Source organism: Bradyrhizobium ferriligni (assembly GCF_056837965.1).
This window is the reverse complement of sequence record NZ_JBXEJO010000005.1, coordinates 142,755-166,219: the sequence shown is the minus strand read 5'-3', so window position 1 is coordinate 166,219 and position 23,465 is coordinate 142,755. Positions and strand designations below refer to the sequence as shown.

Here is a 23,465-nt window from a genome sequence, read left to right as displayed (position 1 = left end):
TCGGCGTATCAACACGAAGGATGTGGTCCAGTGCTTATTCAAGATGCCTGAACGTGCGCGCGCTCTTGCTCGACTTCCTCAGCATCCTTCTTGTCGACGTCCATGAGGTCGTCATCTGCATTCCCGACTGCCTTCAGAAGTTCGTCAAGCTTGGCATGAATGGCTTGAGTATCGCGATGTTCGGCGCGCTGGATCAGGAGTGTCATTCCCCAGGTCGCGAGGGTAGCGACCGAATGCCATTCTAGCCCGCTTCCCAAGACGAGCCAGCAAGCTCCGTAGGCCAGAAAGACAACGAACGCCGCTGGCCGCGACGTCGCGACGCCGATCTTGGTTAGCCAGCCTCTGAGATCGGCAGGTGACATGTCAGCCAACGTGAGCATGCCCGGCGTGTTCCACAGCCAATGACAGCGAGATTGCCGCGGGCAACCCTCGAATGGCGGATTTGAAGACATTCGTAACAGGGCCTCCCGTCTTTGGAAGCAGGCTGGCGAACCGGCATGAGCGATGGACACCTTCTGGTACAAAGCGGAAGCCGAGTTGTTGGCCGATGAGGTCCCCAAGGGATGACAGACAATCTGCCGGCTTGACGGCCCAGCTCTCGAACCACCTGCCGAGGGCCTAGCGCAATGGCAACCACTGACGGCATGGCGTTGGTTTAGGAACCATCACCTCAGTAGGGTGTCGCTTCCTCTTTCCGGAGGTCGCGCTGACTTGCGGCCCGCACGCTTGCCGAAGATACCCCAGAATCCTGGCGTAAGTGGAACGACCCTTGCGTCGTGATGGCGGCATCCGCCGATCTCACTGATCTTGCCTTCGGGTTCAGCTTGACTGGGGGAATCATTGCTCCGCCGATCCGAGATCGAGGACCTCGACATCGTCCGGCACGGGACAGCGTGCAGCGCGGATGTGGCTCACCTCCGACCGGAGCGACCGCCTTGCGGCACGGCGGCGGCGACCGGTCGGCCCGCTGCGGCCTCCGCGGAACCGAAAGCCTGGCCGACGCCAGTTCGCCCACCCCACATGTTACGAGTGACCTATCGCTCGCCGCCGAAGACATTTCCTCTGCCGTGCACAGGCTGACCGCGGCACAGGATATCAATCGTGCGACCCGGGCGACGCACGCCGCCGGGCTTTGTCGGCCCGGTTCAGGGTTATTGCTCCTACGCGAAGATGTCGGCCGGCAAAATGCCCACGACGAGCTCGCGCCAGCGATGGCCGCAGAGGGGGGTGTCGTCGGCTCTTTAGGCGCGCTGGTTCTCACTAGCCGCGTATCGATCGAGCTAGTGCAGAAGGCCGCGGTCATCGGCGTAGGCATTCTGATCGCGGTCTCTGCTCCGACCGCGCTCGCAGCCCGAGACGCAACCGTCTCGAGGGTCATGCTGGTCGGTATCGCGCGTGGTAGCGAGTTCAGATTCTTACATGGCCTGAGCGCGTAAGAAGAGGAATGAAGCCTCAGGACCTACGCAATTCCCTTGAGCTGACGGTCAGATGGTCGCACTTGCGCTTGCTTTGGCGGGCTGCCAGCGGGAGGAGCGATAATCGCGGCTCGATCCACCGACAGCTGATGCGTTCGAGACAATCGCGTTGATGCCGAACGGCATCGCCGGCGCACCTCCCCAGGTCTGTTTTCGCTAGGTAAGCCTATGAGGCCAACGCCTACAGTCTGAGCCAGGGCAAGCGGCTGCATGCGTGGTTCGGCTGTAAAAGTTGTCATGGCGACGGCCAGGTGGCAGCGGCCAGGGCTTCCTTGGTGGCTGATGGCATTTGGCGCCGAGATGGTCGTCTTTGCCTCGCACGCACACACGACGTTGCTCGTGATCGGGGAGACGCAGGACGATTTCCAAATGGGCGAACGCGGAGCGGAATATGGCGGCCCAGCCGGTCGAAGAGAACACGCGGCTTTGCAGGCTTGGCCTAGGAGCGGCACACACCATGAAGCCGGCAGACTTGTTTTGTTTCAGCAAGATCTCGCTGCCAAGAATTGCCACCTCTTTCCTGCGTGGAGGACGTGAGCCACTGCATTGAGTGCTCCCCAACCGCCGGCCGGGGCCTGTAGTTTTCAATCTTTGCCTTTTGCCGCATGCCGAACTCCTCAACGTCAAGTCGATCAAGAGAAAAACCAGGACTTGAGGATCAGGAACATTGCTCTGCTCAGGGCGTCGATACGTCGTCTTACGCGTCACGCCCGGCATTTTTGGCAATGCGACAAGATTGGACGACGTCGATGGCACGCATTCTTATCGGCACCTCGGGTTGGCACTACGCCTCCTGGCGAGGTCCGTTTTTTCCACGGGAGGTCCGAATAAAGGACCAGCTTAGCTACTATGCCGATCAGTTCGAGACCACGGAGCTGAACGGCGTGTTTTACCGCACGCCGACGCCGGAGGCTGTGATGGCCTGGCGGCAGCAAACTGGCCGCGATTTTGTCTTTGCCTGGAAGGCGTCGAAGTTCATCACGCACTGGAAGCGTCTTTCCGGTCGCTCCGAAAACAGCATCGAGCTGCTGGAGGACCGCATTTCGCTGTTGCGCGGCAAGGCAGGGCCGATCCTGTTTCAGCTTCCACCTCAATTCGAAGCGGACGCCGACCGGCTAGGCTCGTTCTTCAAACTGCTGTCGAGGAAACGCCGCTACAGTTTCGAATTCCGTCACCCGAGTTGGTATCAACCGCGTATCCTCAAAATGCTGTCTGATGAGAACATCTCACTTTGCGTATCCGACCATCACGATGCACCGGCGCCCTGGAAGCGCACGGCTGATTTCGTCTATGTCCGTGGCCATGGCCCAAGCGGCCGCTATCACGGCCATTACTCGCAGACAGCGCTTGCACAATGGGCCGATCGCCTCAAGTCCTGGAAGCGGCAAGGTTGTGACGTTTATGTCTATTTCGACAACGACCAGAAAAGCGCGGCGCCAGCAGACGCGCAGGCTTTGCGTAAGATGCTGAAGCGATTGAGCAGAGACCCCCGGAAGGCTCCGTATTAGTTGGCATTGTATTTTTCACGGATGCCTGGCGCCCCGTCGTCGCTTCCGCCGTTCGACACCGCCGTCGCATGGAAACGGCTCACGATCTTCCGGTGGGCGCCTGTAAGGCAACGTTGACGCCGGGCGCCGATCGTCTTCGACTGTCCGGCTGCCGTCGGCTCGCTTTGCATCTGACGCTGCGCGTCCTGTGACGATGTTGCGATATGCTCGCTGGCCTTGTTCATGGCCGATATCGGCGGATGCTCCGTGGCGGTCGGCGAGGCAGTGCCCGTGGTCTCACTCGCCTTGCCAATCGCGACCGATCCCGATCCGGCGTCCCGATTGGCGGTACCCCAAGGGCGCTGCAAGCGCGGTGGCAGAGCTAGCTGCCAGCAGAGCGCCGACTAGCATTCATTTCATAAGCATGACAATTTGCTCCTGTTTCGCCTGCTAATGCTTGGCGGAGCCGGGTTCCGCCATTTTCCGGTGTTGTTTCGCGAACCTCTCCGCTGGCATCACGTTTGCCACTGCGGACTGGAGCTTATTCTTGAAGCCGGTGACAATATCGCCCTCGCCTTTCATCATGGCGTCAAAGCCGTGGCGCGCGACCATGGCGGGATCGTCTTTTTCCTCTGATCCTATTTTGGTGTCGAGCATCTCGGCGCGCTTGAAAAACTCAGTTTCGGTTGCGCCCGGCATGAGGCAGGTTACGCTAACTTCGGTGCCGCGAAGCTCCTCACGAAGCGCAAATGACAGTGAATTCAGATACGCCTTCGACGCGTTGTAGACCGCCTGGAAGCTGCCGGGCATAAAGCCGACGATCGAGCCTGTGATCAGAATGCGCCCCTGATTGCGCCGACGCATGTCGTTGCCAACCTTATGCAGCAGGCAGGTCGTTCCGGTCACATTCGTGTCGACTACATCGCGAATCCGGGCGAGCTTCTGGTCGAGAAACGCATGGCCGAGTCCACGCCCGGCATTCGCCATCAGCACATCAATCGGACGGCCCTTGGTCGCCGCATGGAGTTGGTCGACGCCTTCTTGCGTTGCGAGGTCGACGTGAAGAGCCTCGACGGCGTCCGCGCCGGCCTCACTTCGCAAATCCGCTGCCGCTTTTTCGATTTCCACCTGATCCACGGCAATCAGCAAGTCAAATCCTTCGCGTGCGCAAATCCGCGCAAATTCGTAACCGATTCCCGTCGATGCGACGGTCACGATTGCAAATCGCCTGTCCATCTCTGCTGTCCGTTATCTCGAACTTGCCTATCAATCGCGCGAGGGATGGGCCGTTCCTAACATGTTAGGAACTTCGAGGCGCAATCCCGCTTAGCCGTCATCCCTCGCTTGGAGTTCCAGAATGAAAGCTCTCACATGGCACGGCAAAGGCGACATTCGGTGCGAGACCGTGGCGGATCCGAAGATCGAGCATGGGCGCGACGCCATCATCAAGGTGACCGCCTGCGCCATCTGCGGATCGGACCTGCATCTGCTCGACGGCGTCATGCCGAGCATGGAAAAAGGCGATGTGGTGGGCCATGAGACGATGGGCGAGGTCGTCGACGTCGGTAAAGACAATACCAAGCTCAAAGTCGGCGACCGGGTCGTGGTGCCCTTCACGATCTCCTGCGGGGAATGCTTCTTCTGTAAGAATGGGTTCTACTCCGGATGCGAGCGGTCAAATCCGAACGCCAAAATGGCGGAGAAGGTGTGGGGACACTCTCCGGCCGGCTTGTTCGGCTACTCGCATATGCTCGGCGGCTTTGCCGGCGGACAGGCGGAGTATTTGCGGGTGCCCTACGCCGATGTCGGACCTTACAAGGTTCTGGAAGGCCTCACTGACGAACGAGTGCTGTTCCTGTCGGACATCTTTCCAACCGGCTACATGGCTGCCGAGTTCTGCAACATTAAGGGCGGCGAGACAGTGGCCGTTTGGGGTTGCGGCCCTGTAGGGCAATTCGCAATCAAGAGCGCGTTTCTGCTGGGGGCGGAGCGCGTGCTGGCGATCGACACTATTCCGGAGCGTCTGGTGCTCGCCGCGCAGTCGGGCGCAACGGTGCTCGATTTCAAAAAGGACGATATCTTCGATCGCATCCAGGAGTTAACCGGCGGGCGCGGCGCCGACGCCTGCATCGATGCCGTTGGCACCGAGCCTGAAACGACGGCCAGCATTAGCTCCGTGATCGACCGGATCAAGGTCGCGACTTTCATGGGAACGGACCGGCCGCACGTCCTTCGTCAGGCGATCGAATGCTGCCGAAATTTCGGTACGGTCTCGATCGTCGGCGTCTATGGCGGTTATCTCGACAAGATTCCCATGGGCAGCGCGATTAATCGCGGCCTCACCTTCCGGATGGCCCAGACCCCAGTCCAGCATTACATGCCGAAGCTGATGGATCGCATTCAGAAGGGTGAGATTGATCCGTCTTTCGTCATCACTCATCGCGCAGCGCTCGAGGAGGGACCGGAGCTTTACAAGACTTTCCGGGACAAGAAGGATGGTTGTATCAAGGTCGTGATGAAGCCCTTCGGAGCCTGACGACGCGCGGCCATTCGAGCAGATTACAATGGAGAGCACAGACGCCTATTTTGATCGAAAATTCGAAGAACTGAAGCTTTTGAATAGCTGTCTGACCACACCATTATCTCTGGATCGTCCGGATTCGGTCGCTAATGTCATTCGCAGCAAGTTCGAGTTGACCGCGGCTCTTAGAGCCGCCCATGAAATCGAGGACTGGAACGCAACGGAGACGGCCTGGGCCGGCGGCGCCCGTGCAACCAGCGGGCCCTTCAAATTTCAATACGACTATCAACGCGCGGACCTCGCCGTAGAGGGACCGTCATTCTATGTGCTCGATGAGCGGCTTATTCGGCAATCGATTTATACGGCGTCCGGCATGGCCGCGATTGCTTCGCTCCTGTTCGCATTCTGCAAATCGATCGGAAGCGCGGAGGTCATTGCGCTAAAAGGATCCTACGGGGAAACGCTCGAGCTGATCGAAGGCTACGCTCGTCAATTGCAACTCGTGGTCGGATCGATCGATAGTTTTTGCACCAAGAGCGACTGCCGAAGGATGCTGCTGCTGGATTCGTGCATCGCATCCCGCGATTTCCGCGATGCCGTCAATTCGAAAACGCCGCTATTCGACCTCATGATCTTCGACACGACCTGCTTTGCCAGCAGTTCAGGGCGCATCGAGCAGGTCGTCCGGTGGTCGCGTCGCTGGGGCATTCCCCTAATTTTGGTCAGAAGTCACAACAAGCTGGATTCGCTGGGTGCGGAGTACGGGCGGCTCGGCTCTGTTACGTTCATCCGCAATGAATTCGCGACGGAGGGGCTTTCCCCGTCTTGCTTCGAAGGGCTCATCAATGAAACAAGCAACGCTATAAGGCTGTTGGGCAACGCGGCCGTGCCGGCACACTTTCCGCCTTATGTTGGTACATTGGCCTACCGCCTTTTGACAAGGAGGCGTACGGCATCAATCCTGTCAAACGGTCGCTTCGCCTCCCGGTATTTCGCGACGAAGCTGCGCGGCTTGGCGTCGCAGTTGCAGCCCGTCCACGGACTATACGTCACCTTGGGATCTCGCGTACCTCTCGATGAGGCAGCAGCACGCCAAGCGGCGGCAGGCATGAGCCAGGAGCTCGGGGAAATCGGATTTCCCATTCGTCATGCCGGAAGCTTCGGTTTCGATTTTGCGGCAACGGAGTGGTTTCGCGACTTAACGGTCGATCGCTATAGCGTCCGCGTAGCCGTTCCAGATCTCCCCTCGAGCCTTTGGAGCGATCTGACCCAAGCGATCGGCGATTGGTGGCTTGCTTCGATCGCCAACAATGCCTATTGAGGTCGGGAGTCGATCTGATCATCCCTTCAAGCGACAAAGAGCGCTATGCAGCGGCTCTCTCGCATCTTTGACCCGCCGCCCTCCCCCTACCGGCACTTCAACCCTCAGGCCATCTCTAACGGCAGCACGCCCGTCGGCTGTCCCAACTCCTAACACTGCCCTTTGTGATCGGGGAGCGTCGAAGGGTGGATGCTTCGAGAACGAGTTCCTCTCTTGCGATCGTCGATAAATCCATGACCCCTCCAGAATGAGCCCCCCTACGCGACCTGTTCGTTGGTCCCGATCCGGGGCGCGTCGTCGGTGGCTACGGAGGCGGAGGCGGTCACCGCTGCGGCGGGAAGCCTGGCGACCTTAGGCGGGAGGTACGCCTTCTGAGCGGCTACTTCCTTGCTAATACCGGCTATCGAATTGCCGATCCTGCCTACGATCTCACTAAGCTCTGCGTCCGAGACGCGGAGCTTCTTCTTGAGTATCCGGACCTGCGTGTGATCCGACAAGTCGAGCTTATTGCGAAAGGCACGCAGTTTTGAGCGGCGCATGGCGGTGACTTTCATGAAAATAGCATTTCGCCTGGTTGCATAGTTCTCCGGCCAAAGCTCTTCGCGGATCTGACGGCTAATCCGCCGGCTCGGCCTGCTCTATCGCAACCGGCATCTTGGCAACCGACATCAGCGAGCGAGCGACCTGGTTCAACAACTGGTCAGCATTCTCTTCCTCGGCCAAAGACTTGGCTAGCAAGCCGACGATCGCACTATAGCGCAGCTGCTGTGCAAGATTGCGAGCCGTGGTGTAACCCGCGATCTCGTAATGTTCCACGCGTTGAGCAGCACCGATGAGGGCCAGATCGGCGGCGGCGTCCTCCTTCTTCTCGCCCTCGGCGATGATGTCCTGGCTTTCCTCCACTAGGCCCATCATTCCCTTGCATGGTTTGGCGCGGCCATCCTTCCCCAGCAGCTCGAAACATTCGTTGATGCGCTCGATCTGACTTTCGGTCTCTGTCAGATGCTGCTCAAACAGTTCGCGCAGCTGGTCAAAGCGAGCCGCTTCTGCCATCTTGGGAAGCGCCTTGGTCAACTGCTTCTCAGCGTGCAAAATATCCCGCAGTTCTTCGATGAGCAGGCCGCCTAGCCCGGCTTCGTCTGTCGGCGGCGAGCTCTCTGTGACGATCGCGCTCGCTGGACCGGCGTCGCCACCTTGAATCGCAGGCGACTCAGTGAAGACCCAGTCCCCGCCCTCATTCCACGGACCGCGTGTATCGATCTCACCGTGGTCGCCAGCCCCGGTGGAATCGTTAAAGAATTGGTCGACGAGGCCAGGTGTCGGTGCGATGCGTCCAATGCTGAGGGAGGGCTTGCCCATACTTTCAAGCGCTAGCCCAAAAGCTTTCATGTGGGTAATCTCGCGGGTCATCAGGAACTGCAAGGCGTCCTTGGTGCCGGCATCATCGCAGAAATTAATCAGACGCTCGTAGACGATCTTGGCGCGAGCTTCGGCGGCGATGTTGCTCCTTAGATCGACATCCAGCTCACCTGTGATCTTCAAATAGTCGGCCGTCCAGGCGTTACCTTGCGAATTGAACAGGTTCACGCCGCCTCCACCCGCGATTGCGATCAAGGGGTCAGCCTCAGCGGCCTCCCGGTCGAACTTGGAGGGCTTGAGGTGCATGCGAGCCAAGGTTCCCACGACCTCGAGGTGGCTCAGCTCTTCCGTCCCGATATCCATCAGGAGATCCTTACGGTCCGGATCCTCGCAATTCAGCCCTTGAATCGAGTACTGCATGGCAGCAGCAAGTTCGCCATTAGCGCCTCCAAACTGTTCGAGGAGCATATTGCCGAACCGGGGATCCGGCTCATCGACGCGAACGGTGAACATCAGCTTCTTGACGTGGTGGTACATGGAGGCCACTCGACCTGAGAGGAAAGATCATCTCGAACCAGCAGACGACGGGAATCGTTCCTAACTGGCATCCCGCGCATGTTTTAGTGATTTGCCGAGGAGGCTAGAATGTCGCCTAAAGATACAGCTGTCTCGGCGCAGACTCGCTGCCCCACAGGACGTCACCTTCAATCAGCGACGGGCGGAGTATCGCCCGTTCAAACAAATTTGTGGTGATTTGAAGTACTAGCCCATGACTGGTTTGCCAGTGGATGTTGATGCTCCCGGTCTTCTTCTCTGCCCCGACTAGCTCTATCGGCACGCTTACAAACCCTCCCTGATGAAGGGGACAACGGCCGACCTTACCGTTTGATACCAGCCATCGTCACCACAAGACATGCGGTGGGGTCGGTCGACGTCCAGCAGTTCGCCGAATTTGCACAGGGCGCCCAAGGATTGAGCGACACGCCCTGATCTATAACCTGAGGCCGTCGCGCCTGAATTGCTTGGCGACTCCAAACCCGCGATCACCCACCTCGTTTTCTCGGCAGAAACTCTTCATCCAAGGAAGACCGAACCGAATACACGGCATTTTGACGCGTTGCTCAGGTATGGAAGAAGATGGTCGACGGCGACTAAAGCGATAGCAGCAAGGCCGAGACTGACAAGCAGCAGGGCAAGAATGCTTGGACCGGGTTCGGCTTGTTGCGCTTCCGTCGGAGTCTCCACGGTCAGCCCCTCGCGGGTAGTAGCCCTGAAATCCGCCATTTCGGAAGCAAATCGGCGCCTGGCTATTTGTTCCTGATGAGGAACGGCCGGATGCCTGACGCGTTCGTCGAACAGGAAGGATTTCACCATGACCGATAGATTCGATCCCGCGCCGATCGACAAGCATGCCGAAGACCCCAAGCGGAGCGTGCAACATGACAAAAGAAAGGATGAAGAGTTGGAGAGGGGCTTGAAAGACAGCTTCCCTGCATCCGATCCGGTAAGCAGCACGCAGGGTTCTAACTCCACGCCGGACGCTTGACCGGAGGAATGACATGGGTTTAGCAACTTACGATATTGTCGGCCGCGACGGCGCCTGGCATGTCGAGCATGATGGCGTCAGCCGAAACACATATGCGACGAAGGAAGCAGCCTTTGAAGCCGCCGTTGCCGCTGCCTCTTTGGCCATACGGCAGGGCCACGCCGTAAGGCTCACTGTTCCTGAGAGCGAGAACGCAGTCGGCGCGGCCAATTCGAGTTGAGCACTGACTTTCTACTCAGTGTTACGGAGATCCCTAATGAGCGATAAGGGCCGATTTGCGCAACCGAACGAGCCTCCATTGCCTCGATGGCGTGCGTCGTTTTTCAAGCAGCTTAGTCTTCGACACGAGCGAGAGGCCCGATGGCTGGAGCGTTGATTGGTTGGCCGTCGACATCGAACATCGACCCATGACACGGGCATTCCCAACACGTCTCAAAGCTATTCCAGTGCAGGTGACATCCCACATGGGTGCAGCTCGCTGATCTTAAGTGCAGGAAGCCTCCCTCGTCTCTAAAGGCAGCGAGCTTTTCCAGCCCACGCCGCACAATCGCGCCTTTGCCGGGCTTCAGATGGTCGAGTGAGCTGACCTCGCCAGGCGCCACATACTGTGCAAAGCTTTTTAGTGCGGTGATGTTCTCTGTGACGAAATTCTTCGCGCCCTTTAGAGGAACCCGGCCGGGCTCGTAGATTTTTTTCCAGGGGTGATCCTTGCCTAAAACAAGACTCGAATTCAGCATCGCGCCGGCTACACCATGTGTTAGGCCTTGCCCGGAATCGCCCATTGCAACGTATATGTTCTTGCCGCCGGGATCCCGTCCGATGAAGCCGGCATAATCGATTGTATCAAGCACCTGCCCGGACCAGCGGTGTGTCTCTTTGCCGAGGTCGGAGATCAGGCTGCGGCCCCAAGCTTCCAGCTTGGAAAAGCGTTCATCAGCATCGTCTGCCTCACCGCTTTTATGATCTTCGCCTCCGACGAGCACGTAGTCGGTATTGGCCGGCCCAGGTTGCAAGCGGACATAATGGTAGGGATCTTCGGTGTCCCAATAGAGAGCGTCAGGCAGCGCGCCGCGCTTGATCTCGAAGGTGATGACATAAGTCCGGTAGGGAGCCGTCTTGGTGTGGATGGCAAAACGGTCGGAGATCGAAGAGTTGGTTGCGACAACGGCATGTTTGGCTCGAATAGTGCCGCGCGTGGCTTTGACCGTAACGAGACCGTCGTCTTCAGTGACTTCCTCTACCGGACTGTCCCGGTAAAAGGTCACGCCCTTTTCGGTGCAGGCCTTTGCTACCCCGTCGAGATATTTGAGGGGATGAAACGTCGCCTGCCGGGGATAGCGCAGAGCATGACGGTTGTCGCACCCTTTGAGAGGCACGCCCATGAGCCGGTGGACGGGAGCGCCGACCTGGCGGACCGCATCCATTTCCTGGTCAATCGTATCTGACGGCATGTCCCGACCTTGAAAAAGATAGCCGTCAAGCCTCCGAAAGTCGCAGTCGATCTTCTCCTTCTTCTGGATTTCCTCGATACGGTCGACGGCAGCGGCTTGGCTGTCGCAGTAGAGCTTCGTCGCTTCATATCCCCTGATCGTCATCATCTCGCTAACGAGATCGTCGCACAACGGAGCTAGGTGAGCCGAGGTCCTCGATGTCATACCACCACAGATGCGGCCGCGGTCAATGACAATGACTGATTTGCCGCCTTGGCAAAGCTCATACGCCGTTGATATTCCTGCGATCCCCGAGCCTATCACGGCGACGTCGCACTCCTGCGCGCCGTCGAGTGCGTTCGCATCGGACGCAACGTCAACGTCCATCCAGAGCGATTTGCTGGTCATAAGACTCTCTCCAAACACGTGGAAACGTTTCCGTGAGCCGCATAGTTCCAAGCTGGAGCGTCGTTTAGAGGTACGTATGCACTCTATCCGCGCGGATCATCGAACGATTGGTCGAGAATTTGCTCGCTCACCAAAGAACCGTGGCGAGCTCGTAGCCATCCACCATCACTCCGAGGCACCGCCGCCATGGATTCACGCTCCGGGTGATTTCATCGACGGCCCACAGGAAGAGGCCTCCTTTGAAGGCGACCGTCAAAGCGCTGCCAGCTTTACCGGTCGGGGACCAGATCCAAAGGCCCCGTTACGACCCACAGGAGAACATTGGGCGGTTGCGCGACCGTGGAAAAGCAGCTCCAAGAGACGGCTCCTCCTCGTGACTTTGTGTTAGGAGCCAAGGTAGTCCGCTCAGAGTACGAGTTCGCTCTCTTCGCTCCCCTTCCAGTACGTTGCGCGCTTCGCCTTGACTTTGATCAGGACGATGCCGGGCGTGTCCACGCCGTTGGCGAACCACTTATCGCCGTGGGTCGAAAGAATGGCTATGTCAATGCCGGCCATTTCTTTGGCGATGTCGGCGAGCGACCTACTGGATATTCACTTCCTGCTGTTAAGGAGGAGCCCCTGGAACCTCGCGCCGTTCCCAACCGGATGGCATTACGAAACCTGCGGTGCTGGGGATTTTTTGCGGCGCGCATCTCGCGCTATCGGCCATGCCCGCGCGGACTGGAGGTGACTGCCGAGGATTTCACGATGTGACGCCGGCCTTTACGATGGACGCTGGGCGAGTTGCCAGGTTTCGGCGATGAAATCCGACGACGCGGATGTCGGCCCGTATCCGATCGCTCACGAATCGCACCGAGCGCTTCTTGCGCCACGAGCCGCGTTCCTTTTCGGGAACGGGGCAGCCCCGCTCTACGATTAAAAGACCGTTTCTTTCGTTCACGTAGACATCAAACATCAAGACTCTCCCGAGCCGCCGAACATAGGGGGACCGGTCGAATCCGTGGTGACCCGAACGTCACAATGATCGGGAATAGATACGCTGCCTGGTTCCGTGTGATTTTATGTATGGCCCGCCGCGCCACGGCTTCAGGCGCCCCAAGGGTTGTCTTCCCGCGCTGCGCTGCGCGAAGCAGCCGCATGGCGACGAACTTGCGGGTCTCGTGATCTCCGCCATTGTTCGGAAGTGCACGACGGCGTCGTCGAGCACAACGTCCAAATTTGCGGACGTCCGTTCGTTGAGGAAAGTCATAACATGGCCCCCCAGCAAAAAATTTACCTAATTCCGCCAGATAGATGATCGGCGAAGGACGAAGGTTTCCTCATTCGCTGCCTATCGCGATAACAAGTGTCGGCTTGGTCCGGAAGTAGCACTTATTTTCCCCGGTATCCCCGTTTTTTACTGGCCTAAAGCCAAGTGCCGCCCTTCCCAGCAGGTAGTCAAATCTGCGCAGCCTAATCGCTGTCGGGCCTCCGCCGAGGTGGCATGGGTGGGCACAATCTATGAAATTTAGAAGTTCGGTGTCCGCTCAACGATGGCTTCGGTCTCGGCCAAGCATCAGCGCCCGGACCTGATTATCGTAAAGCCGGAGTTCACAGCGAAACTGGACTTGCGCAACAGCGCTCGAAACTCGTGGTGGCCCTTCATACCGGTGTCGGTGGCCGGAATATCCATTCGCGCCACATCGCTAGAAACGCCGCCATGATGACCGGCCCAACGAACAATCCGATCAGGCCAAACGCAGCCAGCCCGCCGAAGATTCCGACGAACGCGAGCAGGAACGGAAGTCTTGCCGAACCGCCGACTAGGCTTGGCCAGAAGAAATGATCGCCTGCTAGCATGACGATCGAGCCCCATAGAAATACGGCGGCCGCGGCCATCCCGCTGCCGCCTCCTGATATCGTCACGATCGCCGCGGCTGTGAAGGCCAGCCAGGCACCGAACGGGATCATCGCAAAGGCTGTCGTGAAGATTAGGAATGTCAAAGCGTTGGGCACGCCGGCCAGGAAATAGGCGATGCCAATCGCGAGCCCCTCGCCTACGGCGACGAGCACCGTTCCGTTCACTGTCGCCCGCGTCGCGTCGACCATCTTTTCAACCAAGCCCTCGCCCGGTTCGCCGAATAGACGATCACACGTCTCGAGAACGCGGCCTGCGACCGCGCGACCGCTACGTAGCAAGGCATACAAGGCCAGCAGCGAGAAGAACAACAGGAACAGCCGGTGGATCAATTGGCCGCCGAAAGTCGTAAACAGATCGGATACGTTGTCGGCATTCAGTGTCTTCAGCCACGCCGTGGCAGCCTTCGGATCTGAAAGATTGGCGCGCCACCATTGCTCCATGCTTTCGGCTGCGATGGGCAGGCGCGCGACCCAGTCCGGCACCTCGATCCCGCCCTCGCGCGCTCTTTTCAGCCAATCCATGAGCATGTCGCTCTGCTGGGCGATCGTATAGACGGCTAGCGAGATCGGCGTGACCAGAACTAGCGCGACGAGCACCGTGAAGACGAATGCTGCGGATGCCGATGGGCCGGCCATGAACCCCGTCGCGAATTTCAAGTACAGGGGCCACAGCGCGATGGCCAGGACCGTGGCCCAGATGAGGGGCGGCAGAAAGCTCGCGGCTGTCCACACGGCCAGGGCCATCAGGACAAGCGCAAATACCACCCTGGCATTCATGCGGGCGCCCGGCCCCAATGGCAGCGGCTTTTGTTCGTCCGCGCGATGGGCCACCACACGCGGCCCATCAGCACCCAGTTTTTTGTCCCCTGCTTTCGCCGTATCTGACATTTGCGGCGCTTGCGTTAGCGTCGCTAGGCCGTCGTGACCGGGAGCGCGCGGTCTGCTGGCGGACCGGACAACGACGTCGGCCGCGCACGCCGGCGGATGCGGACGACAAGGATTTTGCCGGCTACGGAAACAGGTCGGCTACGCTTGATCCGCCAAGCCTCGACCTCGGCCTCCAGACTAAAGGATTCAGCCGCTTCTTGACCGGCCCGATCAATGGTTGCGCGCATATCGTCTCCTCTCAAACCTCACGCTTGCTTGAAACCAGCGGAGAGGCCGGATGTTCCTCCTCCGGAACATCCGGCTGTTGGTTAATCGCGACGGAGGCCCTCTAGCATGAGGCTGAGACGAACGATCGAGGGTCTTGGGCCCTATCCATCCCTACTCCTGCTGGCCTTGCCGACCGCCACGGTCGAGCCGCTGAAGCTCGCCGCGGTGGCCGTCGCGGGAAAAGGCCACTGGATCACCGGCACGGCGATGATTGTCGTCTGCTACGCGTTCAGCCTTCTGGTGCTGGAGCGGCTATTCGTGATCGTGAAGCCTAAGCTTATAACGATCCCTTGGTTCGCCAGCCTCTGGGAAGGGTTTGTTTCCGTCCGGTCGCGCGCATGGAGGATCCTCAGAGTTTCGACCGGCCTTCGCAGAGATCGAAAGCCGACCGTATCATCCTCATGGAGGCGCGCACCTCCGGCCGTCGAGCCGTCTCAAGGCCGGCGGTGTCTCCGGCGATGAGCCGCAAGTCCATGCTGCCGAAGCGTCTGCAGCCAATGCTGGCGACGCTGACCGACGCCCCGTTCGACGATTCCAATTAGGTTTTCGAGGATAAGTACGATGGCTTTCGGAGATCCGCAGCGGCAAGGTCGCGCTCTTCAGCCGCAACGGCAAGATCATCAGCCATTCGTACATCGAGGTCGCCAAGGCGCTCGAAGGCGTGAAGGACGACGCGGTGATCGACGGGGAGCTCGTCGCCATCGGAGAGGACGGCGTTTCGCACTTTCAACTTCTGCAGAATGCATTGCGTCATGAAGCGAAGCTCCTGTATTGCGCATTCGACCTGATGTTCATGGGAGGCGAGGACCTGCGCAAAATTGCCGCTGCTCGAACGCAAGAAGCGACTCAAGGCAATCCTTCCGCGCAACAAGCTGATCGCGTTTAGCAACCACCGCAAAGGCAGCGGAAAGAAGTTCTTCGCGGAGGCCGAACGTAAGCGCCTCGAAGGCATCATGGCCAAGCGCGCCGACAGTCCGTACGCATCCGGCAGCCGGACCGCCGATTGGCTGAAGGTGAAGACCGCGCAACGGCAGGAGGTCGTGATCGCAGGCTTCACAGCGCCGCGGCGGACACGGCCGTTCTTCGGCGCTCTCGTCCTTGCGGTGCAGGACGACGGCGGATGGCGGTACATCGGGCACGTCGGCACCGGCTTCAGCCACCAGACCCTGGAAGAGCTCCATGGAAAGCTCGTGAAGCTGAAGGCGGCAAAGTCGCCCTTCCCCGTCAAGGTCAAAGACGAGCACGTCACGACCTGGGTTCGGCCGTCTCTGGTCGCCGAGGTCAAATTTGCCGAGTGGACCAGCAAGGGCGAACTGCGCCAGCCGGTGTACCTCGGCCTTCGCTCCGACAAGAAGGCAACGGAAGTGACGCGCGAACGACCGCGGGCGCGAGCGCGGTGATGATGCGTTTCCGTAGGCGGCTGGGAACCAAAAAGACCGATCGGACCTTTCCTGTCGGAGGCCTCGGATTCTCGGCTAACGGCAAGGACGAACGATGCTGCGGGAAAGTAAGGACGAAGAGTTACTGGCCCGTACGGCCGATGTCGCCGCTGCCATTGCGGAGGAAGGCTTGCGATACGTGAGCGACGCGACGCCGGGATACCGGCGAAGGCGGATTGGGACTTCGTTCACTTACCACGACAAAGACGGCAAGCGAATCATCGACAAGGCGGTCATCCGCCGTATCAAATCGATCGGCATCCCTCCGGCGTATGAGTGCGTATGGATATGCCCGTCTCCCAACGGCCACATCCAGGCGACCGGAGTGGACGCGCGCGGGCGTAAGCAGTACCGGTACCACCCGAAATGGCGGGAGCTTCGGGAGCAGAACAAGTACGAGCACATCATGCAGTTCGCGGAGGCGCTGCCGCCCCTGCGTGCCCGTCTCGTATCGGACATGAAGCTGGACGGCCTTCCCCGCGATAAGATACTGGCGACTATCGTGAGTCTACTCGAAAAGACGCTCATCCGCGTCGGCAACGCCGAATACGCCGAGAAGAACAAATCGTACGGGCTCACCACAATGCGGCGCAAGCACGTGGCGATCGGCCCAGGCGTGCTGCGCTTCGACTTCACCGGCAAGTCGGGCAAGCAATGGAAGCTTCAGGTCGAGGACAGACGCATCGCTGCCATCGTGAAGCGTTGCGCGGATATACCGGGGCACGAACTCTTCAAGTATCTCGATGACGGCGGGACATCCCGAACGGTGGACTCTGGCGACGTCAACGGCTACATTAAGGAGATCACGGGACAGGATTTCAGCGCCAAGGACTTTCGGACCTGGGCCGGCACGGTGCTTGCGGCCCTCGCGCTGTCTGAGTTCAAGAAATACGACAGCCAGGCAGAGGCCAAGCGGAACGTCGTCGCAGCCATCGAGAAGGTGTCAAAGCAACTCGGCAATACGCCGGCCATTTGCCGCAAGAGCTATGTCCATCCGGAGATCCTGAGCGCCTACATGTCCGGCGACCTCGTTAAAATGATCGACGCCAAGATTGCGCAGAAGTTCAAGCGCCAATACAGCAAGCTCACTTCGGACGAGATCATGGTCCTCGCCTTCCTCCACAAGCGGCTTCGGACCCTCAAGTCCGCGGATCAGCCATAACGCTTGGTCCGGGCGTACCACGCGGCGTACGGGGTGTTCTTGACGGCGTATCGGTTGTAGTCGGGGGCGCCGTCGTCCCACCACACCGGCCCGCGCTCGCCCAAGCTGCGCTTCGCTTCGTCGACCCTGAGATGAGCTTCCAGTTCGGCGTCGCGATCTCCCGCGCTTTTCGAAACCTTGACGGCCCGCCGTGCATCCATGAGCGCCTTCACGAGACGCGCCTTCTCGCGCGGCTCGATGTCCGGATCGCTCAGGCGCCAGAGCTTTCCTTTCACGACGAAGTAGCGCCCATCCGGGGTGACGGGATGCTTGATGCCGGCCATCTCAAATGAAAGGCTTGCCCCCTGTGACCGCGACGGTCGTCCCCGACGTGTAGCTTGAGAGCGGGTCAGCCAGCATGACATAGGCCGTGGCAAGCTCCGCCGGTTGACCGGCGCGCTTCAGCGGCACCTGCTTGCCGAAGTTCTTCACCGCGTCGTCCGGCATCGTCGACGGGATGAGCGGCGTCCAGATCGGGCCCGGCGCCACGGCGTTCACGCGTATGCCTCTCTCGGCCAGCATCTGAGCCAGGCCGCCGTTGAAATTCTGAATGGCGCCCTTCGTCGTGGCGTAGGCCAGCAGAATGGGGTTCGGCATGTCGGAGTTGACCGAAGCCGTATTGATGATGGCGCCGCCTGGCTTCATGTGCGGCACAGCCGCCTTCGCAAGGAAGAACATCGCGTGGATGTTGATCTCGAAGGTCATGCGCCATTCCTCATCGCTGATGTCGCCGATGTCGGCGAAAGTCGCCTGGTGCGCGGCGTTGTTGACGAGGATGTCGACGCCGCCGAGGTCCCGTACGGCACGATCGACCACGGCGCGGCAATGGTCGGCCGAGCGCAAGTCGCCATCGACCAGGATGGCTTTGCGGCCCTCCTTCTCGACAAGCGCTGCGACTTCCTTGGCGTCATCGGTCTCGTCGAGGTAAGCGATCAGGACGTCGGCGCCCTCGCGGGCGAACGCGATTGCGATCGCGCGCCCGATGCCGCTATCGCCGCCAGTGATGATGGCACGTTTGCCTTGGAGTCGTCCCGATCCCTTATAGCTGGCTTCTCCGTGATCTGGACGCGGATCCATCTTCGCGGTCGTGCCCGGCATCGGCTGACGCTGATTGGGAAAGGGGGGCTTGGGATAATCTGGCATGGGCTGACGCCTTAGTTCGTCCGGACTAGCTTGGCGCCGGCGCCCTTCAGAGCGTCGGCAACGCGCATCAGGTCGCCCTCGTGAAAGTCGACCGACGCCTCGATCGGACCTTTGAGCATTCCGCCCTGCTTCGGCATCGGGGCCGCCTTCGCGTCGGCGCCGGCCGAACGGTCGCCGGTAGTGTTGGCAGCGCCTGCGGGTTGCACGAAGACATCTCCCCCCGGAACGCGGCACTCCCGCACGACGTGCTCGACCGCGAGCTCCGCCGCTCGCCGGGTATGGAGTTCTGCGATGACGGTGCTTTCCATTCGAACTTCTTTCGGCAGGCGGCTGCCGTCAACCGATCGCAGACGTGACAGTTCCTATATCCCGCCGCGTCCGCCGGCCCAGCAGCCAAGGAACGGCGCAGGGATCCGCTCGTTGCATTCGACAACTCCGCCCGAATGCCGAGACTGACCGAATAATGACGAAAAAAGATGTACTGTGGCTGGGACCGCCCGGGGACAACGCGATCCACCTCTGCGTCGACATGCAGCGAATGTTCGCCGAGGACACGGAGTGGAGGACGCCATGGTTCGAGAGGGTGCTGCCCAACATCGTGGCCGTCACGGCAAGACGGCCCGAGCGGACGGTTTTCACTCGCTTCGTCCCGGCCCGAACGGCCAGCCAACGTGCGGGCATGTGGCGGCGGTATTATGAGCGCTGGAGCTCGATGACGGTCGATCGCCTTGGCTCGGATATGGTGGATCTCGTCCCCGAGCTCGCGCACTTCGTTCCTCCTGCGCGGATCTGCGACAAGCGCGTCTACATTGGACCTCCATCTGCGGCTGCGGGAGAAATCGGTCGACACCATCGTGATCACGGGCGCCGAAACGGAGGTCTGCGTGCTCGCCACCGCACTCGGCGCGATCGACTGGGGTTTCCGCGTCATCCTTGTGACGGACGCCCTATGCAGTTCCGCGGACGAGACCCATGACGCGATGATGGCTGTCTACCTGAACCGGTTCGGCGAGCAGGTCGAGTGCGTGACGACCGAAACGTTGTTGGCTGCGTGGCTCGCTTAGCCATCGCCGGCCAGTTAGGAACGCTTCCTATTTGTCGTCGTTTGCCGTGCGGCAATTCAATAATGGGAGACATCCATGGGTTTCTTCACCAAGGACATCAAGACGCTGAACGACCTCTTCGTGCACACCCTGCAGGACATCTATTACGCCGAACAGCAGATCGCGAAGAATCTGCCGGATATGATCGAGAAGGCGAGCGACCAATCCTTGAAGAAGGGTTTCGAGACTCACCTCGCGGAGACCAAGAAGCAGATCACTCGGCTCGAAAAGGTCTTCAAGATGCACGGCGCCGAGGCCAAGGGCGTGGACTGCCCCGCGATTGACGGCATCCTCGAGGAAGCCAACGACGTAGCCGGCGACGTCGACGACACGACGGTTCTCGACGCCGCCCTCATCGCGGCCGCGCAGGCCGTCGAGCACTACGAGATCACGCGCTACGGCTCGCTAATCGCGTGGGCGAAGAAGCTCGGGCGCGACGACTGCGCCTCCGTTCTCCAGGAAAACCTCGACGAGGAGAAGGCAACGGACAAGAAGCTCAGCGACATGGCCGTCAACAGCGTGAACCAGCGCGCCGCATGATACTCGCTAATGCGAACGCCGGCTGCCGACAGAGGCGGCCGGCAGCCTTAGAGATCCAACGCCGGCGTACCGGAACGCCGGTACACCGTGATGGGTGAACTCGCATCGTACGTCGGCGGCATCGCAGCCGTCCTGGCGTCGCTGTCCTACCTTCCGCAGGTTCGGAAAGCCTGGCCGCGCGGATCGACGCAAGATCTCTCTCGGGGCATGCTCGCGGCGCTTACTCTCGGCCTCTCGCTGTGGGTGGTCTACGGCCTGCTACGCTACGACTGGGTCGTCGTCGGCGCGAATGCCATCGGGGCCACCCTAGCCGCCATCGTGCTGGGTTGCAAAATCCGTGACCTCTAACCTAAATCCGTGACCTCTAACCTAGATGCCTAGGCCGATCGACGGCATCTCCACCTTCGGAGACCGCTTTGCTCAACTTCGTCGCCGCGGAGAGACCGTGAGAGTCTCGGCACAGGCTACGCGCTGCGCAGCCAGTCCGACTGCCGCAATTCCGGGTCGCTCTCTCCGAAGGGCAGGCTTGCAAGAAGCGCTCTCAGATCGCGCGCCACGGCGAAAGAGCCGGCCAAAGCGGTACGGATAGTCCGTCAAGAACATGATGCGGTCGGTGCCGAGCACGTCGATGGCCCAACGCAGGTATCTCTTGCTTCCATGCCGCTCGGCGTCGCCTTGACGTTGCTTTGGAAGTATTCGGCGCTGGTCATCTCGAGGCTAAAGTGCCTTCGCCAAATAGGTCGCCGTGCGGCTTCCGGAGGCGGCAACCTGCTTCGGCGGCCCTGACGCCACGATATGGCCACCCTCATCGCCCGCTCCGGGCCCCACATCGAGGATCCAGTCGCTGTTCGCGGCGACCGACATGTCGTGTTCGACCAGGATCACGGTGTTGCCGGCGTCGACGAGGCCTTGAAGCTGCCTGCTCAACCTCCGAACGTCGGATGGGTGCAGGCCGGTCGTTGGTTCGTCGAGAACGTAGAGCGTCCCGCCGCGCTGCGCCCGCTGCAACTCGGTCGCAAGCTTGACGCGCTGCGCCTCACCTCCAGAGAGCTGGGTCGCCGACTGACCGAGCCTGATGTAGCCCAATCCCACCTCTCGAAGCACGCCCAGCGACCGGGAAAGCATTTCGTCTTCTCCGAAAAACGCGGATGCCGCGTCGACCGTCATCGCCAGTACCTCCGCGATCGATTTGTCGCGAATTTTGATCTCGAGCGTCTTCGCGTTATAGCGAGAGCCCTTGCAAGTCGGGCACGGCGTGTAGACGCTCGGAAGGAAAAGAAGTTCGACGCAAACGTATCCCTCACCCTCGCACGTCTCGCAGCGGCCTTTGGCGACGTTGAACGAGAACCGGCCGGCGTCGTATCGCCTGGCGCGAGCCTGCTTTGTCGCGGCGAATAGCTTGCGCACGTGATCGAGCAACCCGGTGTAGGTCGCCAGATTGGAGCGCGGCGTTCGTCCGATCGGCTTCTGGTCGACGACGACGAGTCGCTTGACCCTATCGAGACCTTCGGCGATCTCGCCGCCCAGCGTGCGCACCCGCGCCTCAAGTTCGCCTTCGTCCGGATCCGCCTCCCGGCGTTGACCAAGCCGCTCGGCAACGGCCTCGACGAGAAACTGGCTGACCAGAGTGGACTTGCCCGAGCCCGAGACGCCGGTCACGCAGGTGAGGACGCCGAGAGGGAGATCGGCATCCAGGCCGCCGAGGTTGTTGCGCGTGACTCCCCGCAGCTTCAGCCAGCCAATCGGGTCGCGAACCTTTCGTGGCGGCTCGGCGGTTTCGCCGAAAAGGAAGTGCCGCGTCTGCGATGATTTCACTTCGGCCAATCCCGCAAGTCGTCCGCTGTAGAGTATCTTACCGCCCTGCTCTCCCGCGGCGGGCCCGACATCAACGATCCAGTCGGCCTTGCGCACCACGTCGAGCTCGTGTTCGACGACGAAGAGCGAGTTGCCCGAGGCTTTCAGACGCTCCAGCGCCCGCAGCAACGCTTCGGTGTCCGTCGGGTGCAGGCCGGCCGATGGCTCGTCCAACACGTAGACGACGCCGAACAGGTTTGATCTGACCTGCGTCGCGAGACGAAGCCGCTGCAGTTCGCCCGGAGACAAGGTCGGCGTGCTTCGCTCGAGCGTGAGATACCCGAGGCCGAGATCCAGCAAAACCTCGAGGCGCCCCGCAAGGTCTTTGACGATCCTTTGCACGACGAGCGCCTTTTCGGGATGGGACTCGTTCGGCTCCGCTCGATCGATATACGGCTTGACAAGCGCGTCCAGCTTCTTCAACGGCAGGCGCGACATCTCAGCGATGTCCAGTCGGGCGAACTTGACGGAGAGAGCTTCCGGCTTGAGCCTCTTGCCCTTGCAGACCGGGCAGTCGTCGCTCGACAGGAATTGCGCCACGCGCCGCTTCATCATCGCACTCTGCGTAGTGGCGTACGTTTGAAGAACGTATTTGCGAGCCCCGGTGAAGGTGCCCATGTAGCTCGGTTCTTCCTTTTTCTTCAGGGCCCTGCGTGTTTCAGCGGGTGTGTATCCGGCGTAAACCGGAACGGTCGGCTGCTCCTCGGTGAAGAGAATCCAGTCGCGATCCTTCTTAGGGAGTTCGCGCCACGGCCTGTCGACGTCGTAACCGAGCGTGACCAAGATGTCTCTGAGGTTCTGCCCCTGCCAGGCCGACGGCCAGGCCGCGACCGCCCGCTCCCGAATGGTCAATGCGTCGTCGGGCACCAGCGTCCGTTCGTCGACCCGATGAACACGCCCGATGCCGTGGCAATTGGGACAGGCGCCCTCCGGCGTGTTGGGCGAGAAGGATTCCGCGTAAAGCAATGGTTGGCCGCGCGGATAGTCGCCGGCGCGTGAGTACAGCATCCTCAGCAAGTTGGACAACGTAGTGACGCTACCCACCGAGGACCTGGTCGTCGGCGATCCACGCTGCTGCTGCAGCGCGACAGCCGGCGGCAATCCTTCGACGACGTCGACGTCGGGCACCTGCATTTGGTGAAACAGCCGACGCGCGTATGGCGACACGGATTCGAGATACCGCCGCTGCGCCTCCGCGTATAAGGTTCCGAACGCCAGCGAGGACTTTCCGGATCCGGAGACCCCGGTGAAGACCACGAGCTCGTTGCGGGGAATGTCGAGCGAGACATCCTTGAGATTGTGCTCGCGCGCCCCTCTGACGCGAACGAAGCCGTCACGCGCCTCGGGCGGCGGTTCTTCTGGTCTTTTTGCTTTGGCATCCATCCGGAAAGAAGCTCTGTCGGGGCGCAGGGTTCCGTGCAGCGCTATCCTGCAATTACGGGCACCTCGGTTGTCGGAAGGCGCGCCATGACGTCCCCCGAGATTTTCAGATGCGCTTCGACAAGCCCACGCGGAGTGGACCCAAGCCACAGTGAGATAGCGCTTACGACAATCGGGCGCCGCTTTCTATAAGCGTTCCATAGG

The 23,465-nt window shown here is 60.3% G+C and carries 24 protein-coding genes and 3 pseudogenes; 11 read left to right on the top strand and 16 right to left on the bottom strand.

The genetic code is table 11. From position 1 onward, the window contains the following. Positions 1 to 38 precede the first annotated feature (38 nt). A complete protein-coding gene (locus tag AC1VNY_RS04645; RefSeq protein WP_482404278.1) occupies positions 39 to 380 on the bottom strand; it encodes a low affinity iron permease family protein in 342 nt (113 codons plus the stop codon). A gap of 399 nt (positions 381 to 779) precedes the next feature. Here AC1VNY_RS04645 and AC1VNY_RS04640 point away from each other — a divergent pair, with 399 nt between their 5' ends. Together AC1VNY_RS04640 and AC1VNY_RS04635 are read left to right on the top strand one after the other, a co-directional pair. Beyond that, a complete protein-coding gene (locus AC1VNY_RS04640) occupies positions 780 to 1,436 on the top strand; it encodes a formate dehydrogenase accessory sulfurtransferase FdhD (RefSeq protein ID WP_482404277.1) in 657 nt (218 codons plus the stop codon). A gap of 788 nt (positions 1,437 to 2,224) precedes the next feature. Further along, entirely contained in the window at positions 2,225 to 2,983 is a 759-nt protein-coding gene (locus AC1VNY_RS04635; protein WP_482404276.1) for a DUF72 domain-containing protein, read from the top strand. On the opposite strand, the gene AC1VNY_RS04630 is transcribed toward AC1VNY_RS04635, so the two are convergent. Further along, the gene (locus tag AC1VNY_RS04630) at positions 2,980 to 3,207 is read right to left on the bottom strand and encodes a VOC family protein (protein WP_482404275.1); all 228 of its coding nucleotides are present in this window, start codon (positions 3,205 to 3,207) and stop codon (positions 2,980 to 2,982) included. The two genes, AC1VNY_RS04635 and AC1VNY_RS04630, sit on opposite strands and share 4 nt — an antisense overlap. Before the next feature lie 205 nt (positions 3,208 to 3,412). Next, positions 3,413 to 4,198, bottom strand: coding sequence for an SDR family NAD(P)-dependent oxidoreductase (locus AC1VNY_RS04625; protein WP_482404274.1), 786 nt, complete (start codon positions 4,196 to 4,198; stop codon positions 3,413 to 3,415). Between the two features lie 121 nt (positions 4,199 to 4,319). Between AC1VNY_RS04625 and AC1VNY_RS04620 the strand changes: the two genes are divergently transcribed. Together AC1VNY_RS04620 and AC1VNY_RS04615 are read left to right on the top strand one after the other, a co-directional pair. Further along, positions 4,320 to 5,498: a zinc-dependent alcohol dehydrogenase gene (locus AC1VNY_RS04620; protein WP_482404273.1), complete on the top strand. Its 1,179-nt coding sequence runs from the start codon at positions 4,320 to 4,322 to the stop codon at positions 5,496 to 5,498. 28 nt (positions 5,499 to 5,526) lie between these two features. After that, positions 5,527 to 6,804, top strand: coding sequence for a hypothetical protein (locus AC1VNY_RS04615; protein WP_482404272.1), 1,278 nt, complete (start codon positions 5,527 to 5,529; stop codon positions 6,802 to 6,804). Between the two features lie 257 nt (positions 6,805 to 7,061). Here AC1VNY_RS04615 and AC1VNY_RS04610 read toward each other — a convergent pair whose 3' ends face one another. The 3 genes from AC1VNY_RS04610 to AC1VNY_RS04600 all read right to left on the bottom strand — a co-directional run bounded on the left by AC1VNY_RS04610 (position 7,062) and on the right by AC1VNY_RS04600 (position 9,537). After that, positions 7,062 to 7,358, bottom strand: coding sequence for a hypothetical protein (locus AC1VNY_RS04610; RefSeq protein WP_482404271.1), 297 nt, complete (start codon positions 7,356 to 7,358; stop codon positions 7,062 to 7,064). A 61-nt stretch (positions 7,359 to 7,419) separates the two neighbouring features. Next, complete coding sequence (locus AC1VNY_RS04605) at positions 7,420 to 8,700, bottom strand: DUF892 family protein (RefSeq protein ID WP_482404270.1); 1,281 nt, start codon at positions 8,698 to 8,700, stop codon at positions 7,420 to 7,422. Between the two features lie 537 nt (positions 8,701 to 9,237). Further along, positions 9,238 to 9,537: a hypothetical protein gene (locus tag AC1VNY_RS04600; RefSeq protein ID WP_482404269.1), complete on the bottom strand. Its 300-nt coding sequence runs from the start codon at positions 9,535 to 9,537 to the stop codon at positions 9,238 to 9,240. Here AC1VNY_RS04600 and AC1VNY_RS04595 point away from each other — a divergent pair. Next, positions 9,536 to 9,709, top strand: coding sequence for a hypothetical protein (locus tag AC1VNY_RS04595; protein WP_482404268.1), 174 nt, complete (start codon positions 9,536 to 9,538; stop codon positions 9,707 to 9,709). The two genes, AC1VNY_RS04600 and AC1VNY_RS04595, sit on opposite strands and share 2 nt — an antisense overlap. Before the next feature lie 13 nt (positions 9,710 to 9,722). Beyond that, positions 9,723 to 9,929, top strand: coding sequence for a hypothetical protein (locus AC1VNY_RS04590; RefSeq protein WP_482404267.1), 207 nt, complete (start codon positions 9,723 to 9,725; stop codon positions 9,927 to 9,929). A 112-nt stretch (positions 9,930 to 10,041) separates the two neighbouring features. Here the strand turns inward: AC1VNY_RS04590 and AC1VNY_RS04585 are convergent, their stop codons facing one another. From AC1VNY_RS04585 to AC1VNY_RS04565, 5 genes are all read right to left on the bottom strand, one after another. After that, the gene (locus tag AC1VNY_RS04585) at positions 10,042 to 11,547 is read right to left on the bottom strand and encodes an FAD-dependent oxidoreductase (RefSeq protein ID WP_482404266.1); all 1,506 of its coding nucleotides are present in this window, start codon (positions 11,545 to 11,547) and stop codon (positions 10,042 to 10,044) included. Positions 11,548 to 11,952: 405 nt separating this feature from the next. Then, the gene (locus AC1VNY_RS04580; RefSeq protein WP_482404265.1) at positions 11,953 to 12,102 is read right to left on the bottom strand and encodes a pyridoxamine 5'-phosphate oxidase family protein; all 150 of its coding nucleotides are present in this window, start codon (positions 12,100 to 12,102) and stop codon (positions 11,953 to 11,955) included. Positions 12,103 to 12,289: 187 nt separating this feature from the next. Continuing rightward, a complete protein-coding gene (locus tag AC1VNY_RS04575) occupies positions 12,290 to 12,502 on the bottom strand; it encodes a hypothetical protein (protein ID WP_482404264.1) in 213 nt (70 codons plus the stop codon). 686 nt (positions 12,503 to 13,188) lie between these two features. Then, complete coding sequence (locus tag AC1VNY_RS04570) at positions 13,189 to 14,334, bottom strand: AI-2E family transporter (protein WP_482404263.1); 1,146 nt, start codon at positions 14,332 to 14,334, stop codon at positions 13,189 to 13,191. A 23-nt stretch (positions 14,335 to 14,357) separates the two neighbouring features. Then, complete coding sequence (locus AC1VNY_RS04565; RefSeq protein ID WP_482404262.1) at positions 14,358 to 14,561, bottom strand: hypothetical protein; 204 nt, start codon at positions 14,559 to 14,561, stop codon at positions 14,358 to 14,360. A gap of 498 nt (positions 14,562 to 15,059) precedes the next feature. Between AC1VNY_RS04565 and ligD the strand changes: the two are divergent. Together ligD and AC1VNY_RS04555 are read left to right on the top strand one after the other, a co-directional pair. Further along, positions 15,060 to 16,001, top strand: a pseudogene (ligD, locus tag AC1VNY_RS04560) (non-homologous end-joining DNA ligase). 94 nt (positions 16,002 to 16,095) lie between these two features. Next, the gene (locus tag AC1VNY_RS04555) at positions 16,096 to 17,202 is read left to right on the top strand and encodes a DNA topoisomerase IB (protein ID WP_482404261.1); all 1,107 of its coding nucleotides are present in this window, start codon (positions 16,096 to 16,098) and stop codon (positions 17,200 to 17,202) included. On the opposite strand, the gene AC1VNY_RS04550 is transcribed toward AC1VNY_RS04555, so the two are convergent. The 3 genes from AC1VNY_RS04550 to AC1VNY_RS04540 are packed head-to-tail and all read right to left on the bottom strand — an operon-like array spanning position 17,193 to position 18,692. Next, a complete protein-coding gene (locus AC1VNY_RS04550; protein WP_482404260.1) occupies positions 17,193 to 17,525 on the bottom strand; it encodes a hypothetical protein in 333 nt (110 codons plus the stop codon). The genes AC1VNY_RS04555 and AC1VNY_RS04550 overlap by 10 nt on opposite strands. Position 17,526: 1 nt before the next feature. Beyond that, the gene (locus AC1VNY_RS04545) at positions 17,527 to 18,384 is read right to left on the bottom strand and encodes an SDR family oxidoreductase (RefSeq protein ID WP_482404259.1); all 858 of its coding nucleotides are present in this window, start codon (positions 18,382 to 18,384) and stop codon (positions 17,527 to 17,529) included. Between the two features lie 11 nt (positions 18,385 to 18,395). Beyond that, positions 18,396 to 18,692 carry a hypothetical protein gene (locus tag AC1VNY_RS04540; protein WP_482404258.1) on the bottom strand — a complete coding sequence of 99 codons (297 nt, stop codon included), beginning with the start codon at positions 18,690 to 18,692 and terminating at the stop codon, positions 18,396 to 18,398. Positions 18,693 to 18,847: 155 nt separating this feature from the next. Between AC1VNY_RS04540 and AC1VNY_RS04535 the strand changes: the two are divergent. The 3 genes and pseudogenes from AC1VNY_RS04535 (at position 18,848) to AC1VNY_RS04525 (ending at position 20,375) form a co-directional block, all read left to right on the top strand. Next, a pseudogene (locus tag AC1VNY_RS04535) lies at positions 18,848 to 19,448 on the top strand (cysteine hydrolase family protein). 75 nt (positions 19,449 to 19,523) lie between these two features. Further along, complete coding sequence (locus tag AC1VNY_RS04530) at positions 19,524 to 20,027, top strand: YciE/YciF ferroxidase family protein (protein WP_482404257.1); 504 nt, start codon at positions 19,524 to 19,526, stop codon at positions 20,025 to 20,027. A 90-nt stretch (positions 20,028 to 20,117) separates the two neighbouring features. Beyond that, positions 20,118 to 20,375, top strand: coding sequence for a SemiSWEET family sugar transporter (locus tag AC1VNY_RS04525; RefSeq protein WP_482404256.1), 258 nt, complete (start codon positions 20,118 to 20,120; stop codon positions 20,373 to 20,375). Positions 20,376 to 20,568: 193 nt separating this feature from the next. Here the strand turns inward: AC1VNY_RS04525 and AC1VNY_RS04520 are convergent. Both AC1VNY_RS04520 and AC1VNY_RS04515 read right to left on the bottom strand, forming a co-directional pair. Continuing rightward, positions 20,569 to 20,679: pseudogene (locus AC1VNY_RS04520) on the bottom strand (hypothetical protein); the annotation flags it as partial. 65 nt (positions 20,680 to 20,744) lie between these two features. Then, entirely contained in the window at positions 20,745 to 23,264 is a 2,520-nt protein-coding gene (locus AC1VNY_RS04515; RefSeq protein ID WP_482404255.1) for an excinuclease ABC subunit UvrA, read from the bottom strand. Positions 23,265 to 23,465 lie beyond the last annotated feature (201 nt).

Bases quoted from the DNA above. Each gene is read 5' to 3' on its own strand.
- AC1VNY_RS04620 (WP_482404273.1), top strand. From the start codon at position 4,320: ATGAAAGCTCTCACATGGCACGGCAAAGGCGACATTCGGTGCGAGACC.
- AC1VNY_RS04555 (WP_482404261.1), top strand. From the start codon at position 16,096: ATGCTGCGGGAAAGTAAGGACGAAGAGTTACTGGCCCGTACGGCCGAT.
- AC1VNY_RS04585 (WP_482404266.1), bottom strand. From the start codon at position 11,547: ATGACCAGCAAATCGCTCTGGATGGACGTTGACGTTGCGTCCGATGCG.
- AC1VNY_RS04645 (WP_482404278.1), bottom strand. From the start codon at position 380: ATGCTCACGTTGGCTGACATGTCACCTGCCGATCTCAGAGGCTGGCTA.
- AC1VNY_RS04605 (WP_482404270.1), bottom strand. From the start codon at position 8,700: ATGTACCACCACGTCAAGAAGCTGATGTTCACCGTTCGCGTCGATGAG.
- AC1VNY_RS04630 (WP_482404275.1), bottom strand. From the start codon at position 3,207: ATGAACAAGGCCAGCGAGCATATCGCAACATCGTCACAGGACGCGCAG.
- AC1VNY_RS04565 (WP_482404262.1), bottom strand. From the start codon at position 14,561: ATGCGCGCAACCATTGATCGGGCCGGTCAAGAAGCGGCTGAATCCTTT.
- AC1VNY_RS04595 (WP_482404268.1), top strand. From the start codon at position 9,536: ATGACCGATAGATTCGATCCCGCGCCGATCGACAAGCATGCCGAAGAC.
- AC1VNY_RS04635 (WP_482404276.1), top strand. From the start codon at position 2,225: ATGGCACGCATTCTTATCGGCACCTCGGGTTGGCACTACGCCTCCTGG.
- AC1VNY_RS04575 (WP_482404264.1), bottom strand. From the start codon at position 12,502: ATGTTTGATGTCTACGTGAACGAAAGAAACGGTCTTTTAATCGTAGAG.
- AC1VNY_RS04625 (WP_482404274.1), bottom strand. From the start codon at position 4,198: ATGGACAGGCGATTTGCAATCGTGACCGTCGCATCGACGGGAATCGGT.
- AC1VNY_RS04570 (WP_482404263.1), bottom strand. From the start codon at position 14,334: ATGTCAGATACGGCGAAAGCAGGGGACAAAAAACTGGGTGCTGATGGG.
- AC1VNY_RS04610 (WP_482404271.1), bottom strand. From the start codon at position 7,358: ATGAAAGTCACCGCCATGCGCCGCTCAAAACTGCGTGCCTTTCGCAAT.
- AC1VNY_RS04640 (WP_482404277.1), top strand. From the start codon at position 780: ATGGCGGCATCCGCCGATCTCACTGATCTTGCCTTCGGGTTCAGCTTG.
- AC1VNY_RS04540 (WP_482404258.1), bottom strand. From the start codon at position 18,692: ATGGAAAGCACCGTCATCGCAGAACTCCATACCCGGCGAGCGGCGGAG.
- AC1VNY_RS04550 (WP_482404260.1), bottom strand. From the start codon at position 17,525: ATGGCCGGCATCAAGCATCCCGTCACCCCGGATGGGCGCTACTTCGTC.
- AC1VNY_RS04545 (WP_482404259.1), bottom strand. From the start codon at position 18,384: ATGCCAGATTATCCCAAGCCCCCCTTTCCCAATCAGCGTCAGCCGATG.
- AC1VNY_RS04615 (WP_482404272.1), top strand. From the start codon at position 5,527: ATGGAGAGCACAGACGCCTATTTTGATCGAAAATTCGAAGAACTGAAG.
- AC1VNY_RS04525 (WP_482404256.1), top strand. From the start codon at position 20,118: ATGGGTGAACTCGCATCGTACGTCGGCGGCATCGCAGCCGTCCTGGCG.
- AC1VNY_RS04600 (WP_482404269.1), bottom strand. From the start codon at position 9,537: ATGGTGAAATCCTTCCTGTTCGACGAACGCGTCAGGCATCCGGCCGTT.
- AC1VNY_RS04530 (WP_482404257.1), top strand. From the start codon at position 19,524: ATGGGTTTCTTCACCAAGGACATCAAGACGCTGAACGACCTCTTCGTG.
- AC1VNY_RS04580 (WP_482404265.1), bottom strand. From the start codon at position 12,102: ATGGCCGGCATTGACATAGCCATTCTTTCGACCCACGGCGATAAGTGG.
- AC1VNY_RS04515 (WP_482404255.1), bottom strand. From the start codon at position 23,264: ATGGATGCCAAAGCAAAAAGACCAGAAGAACCGCCGCCCGAGGCGCGT.
- AC1VNY_RS04590 (WP_482404267.1), top strand. From the start codon at position 9,723: ATGGGTTTAGCAACTTACGATATTGTCGGCCGCGACGGCGCCTGGCAT.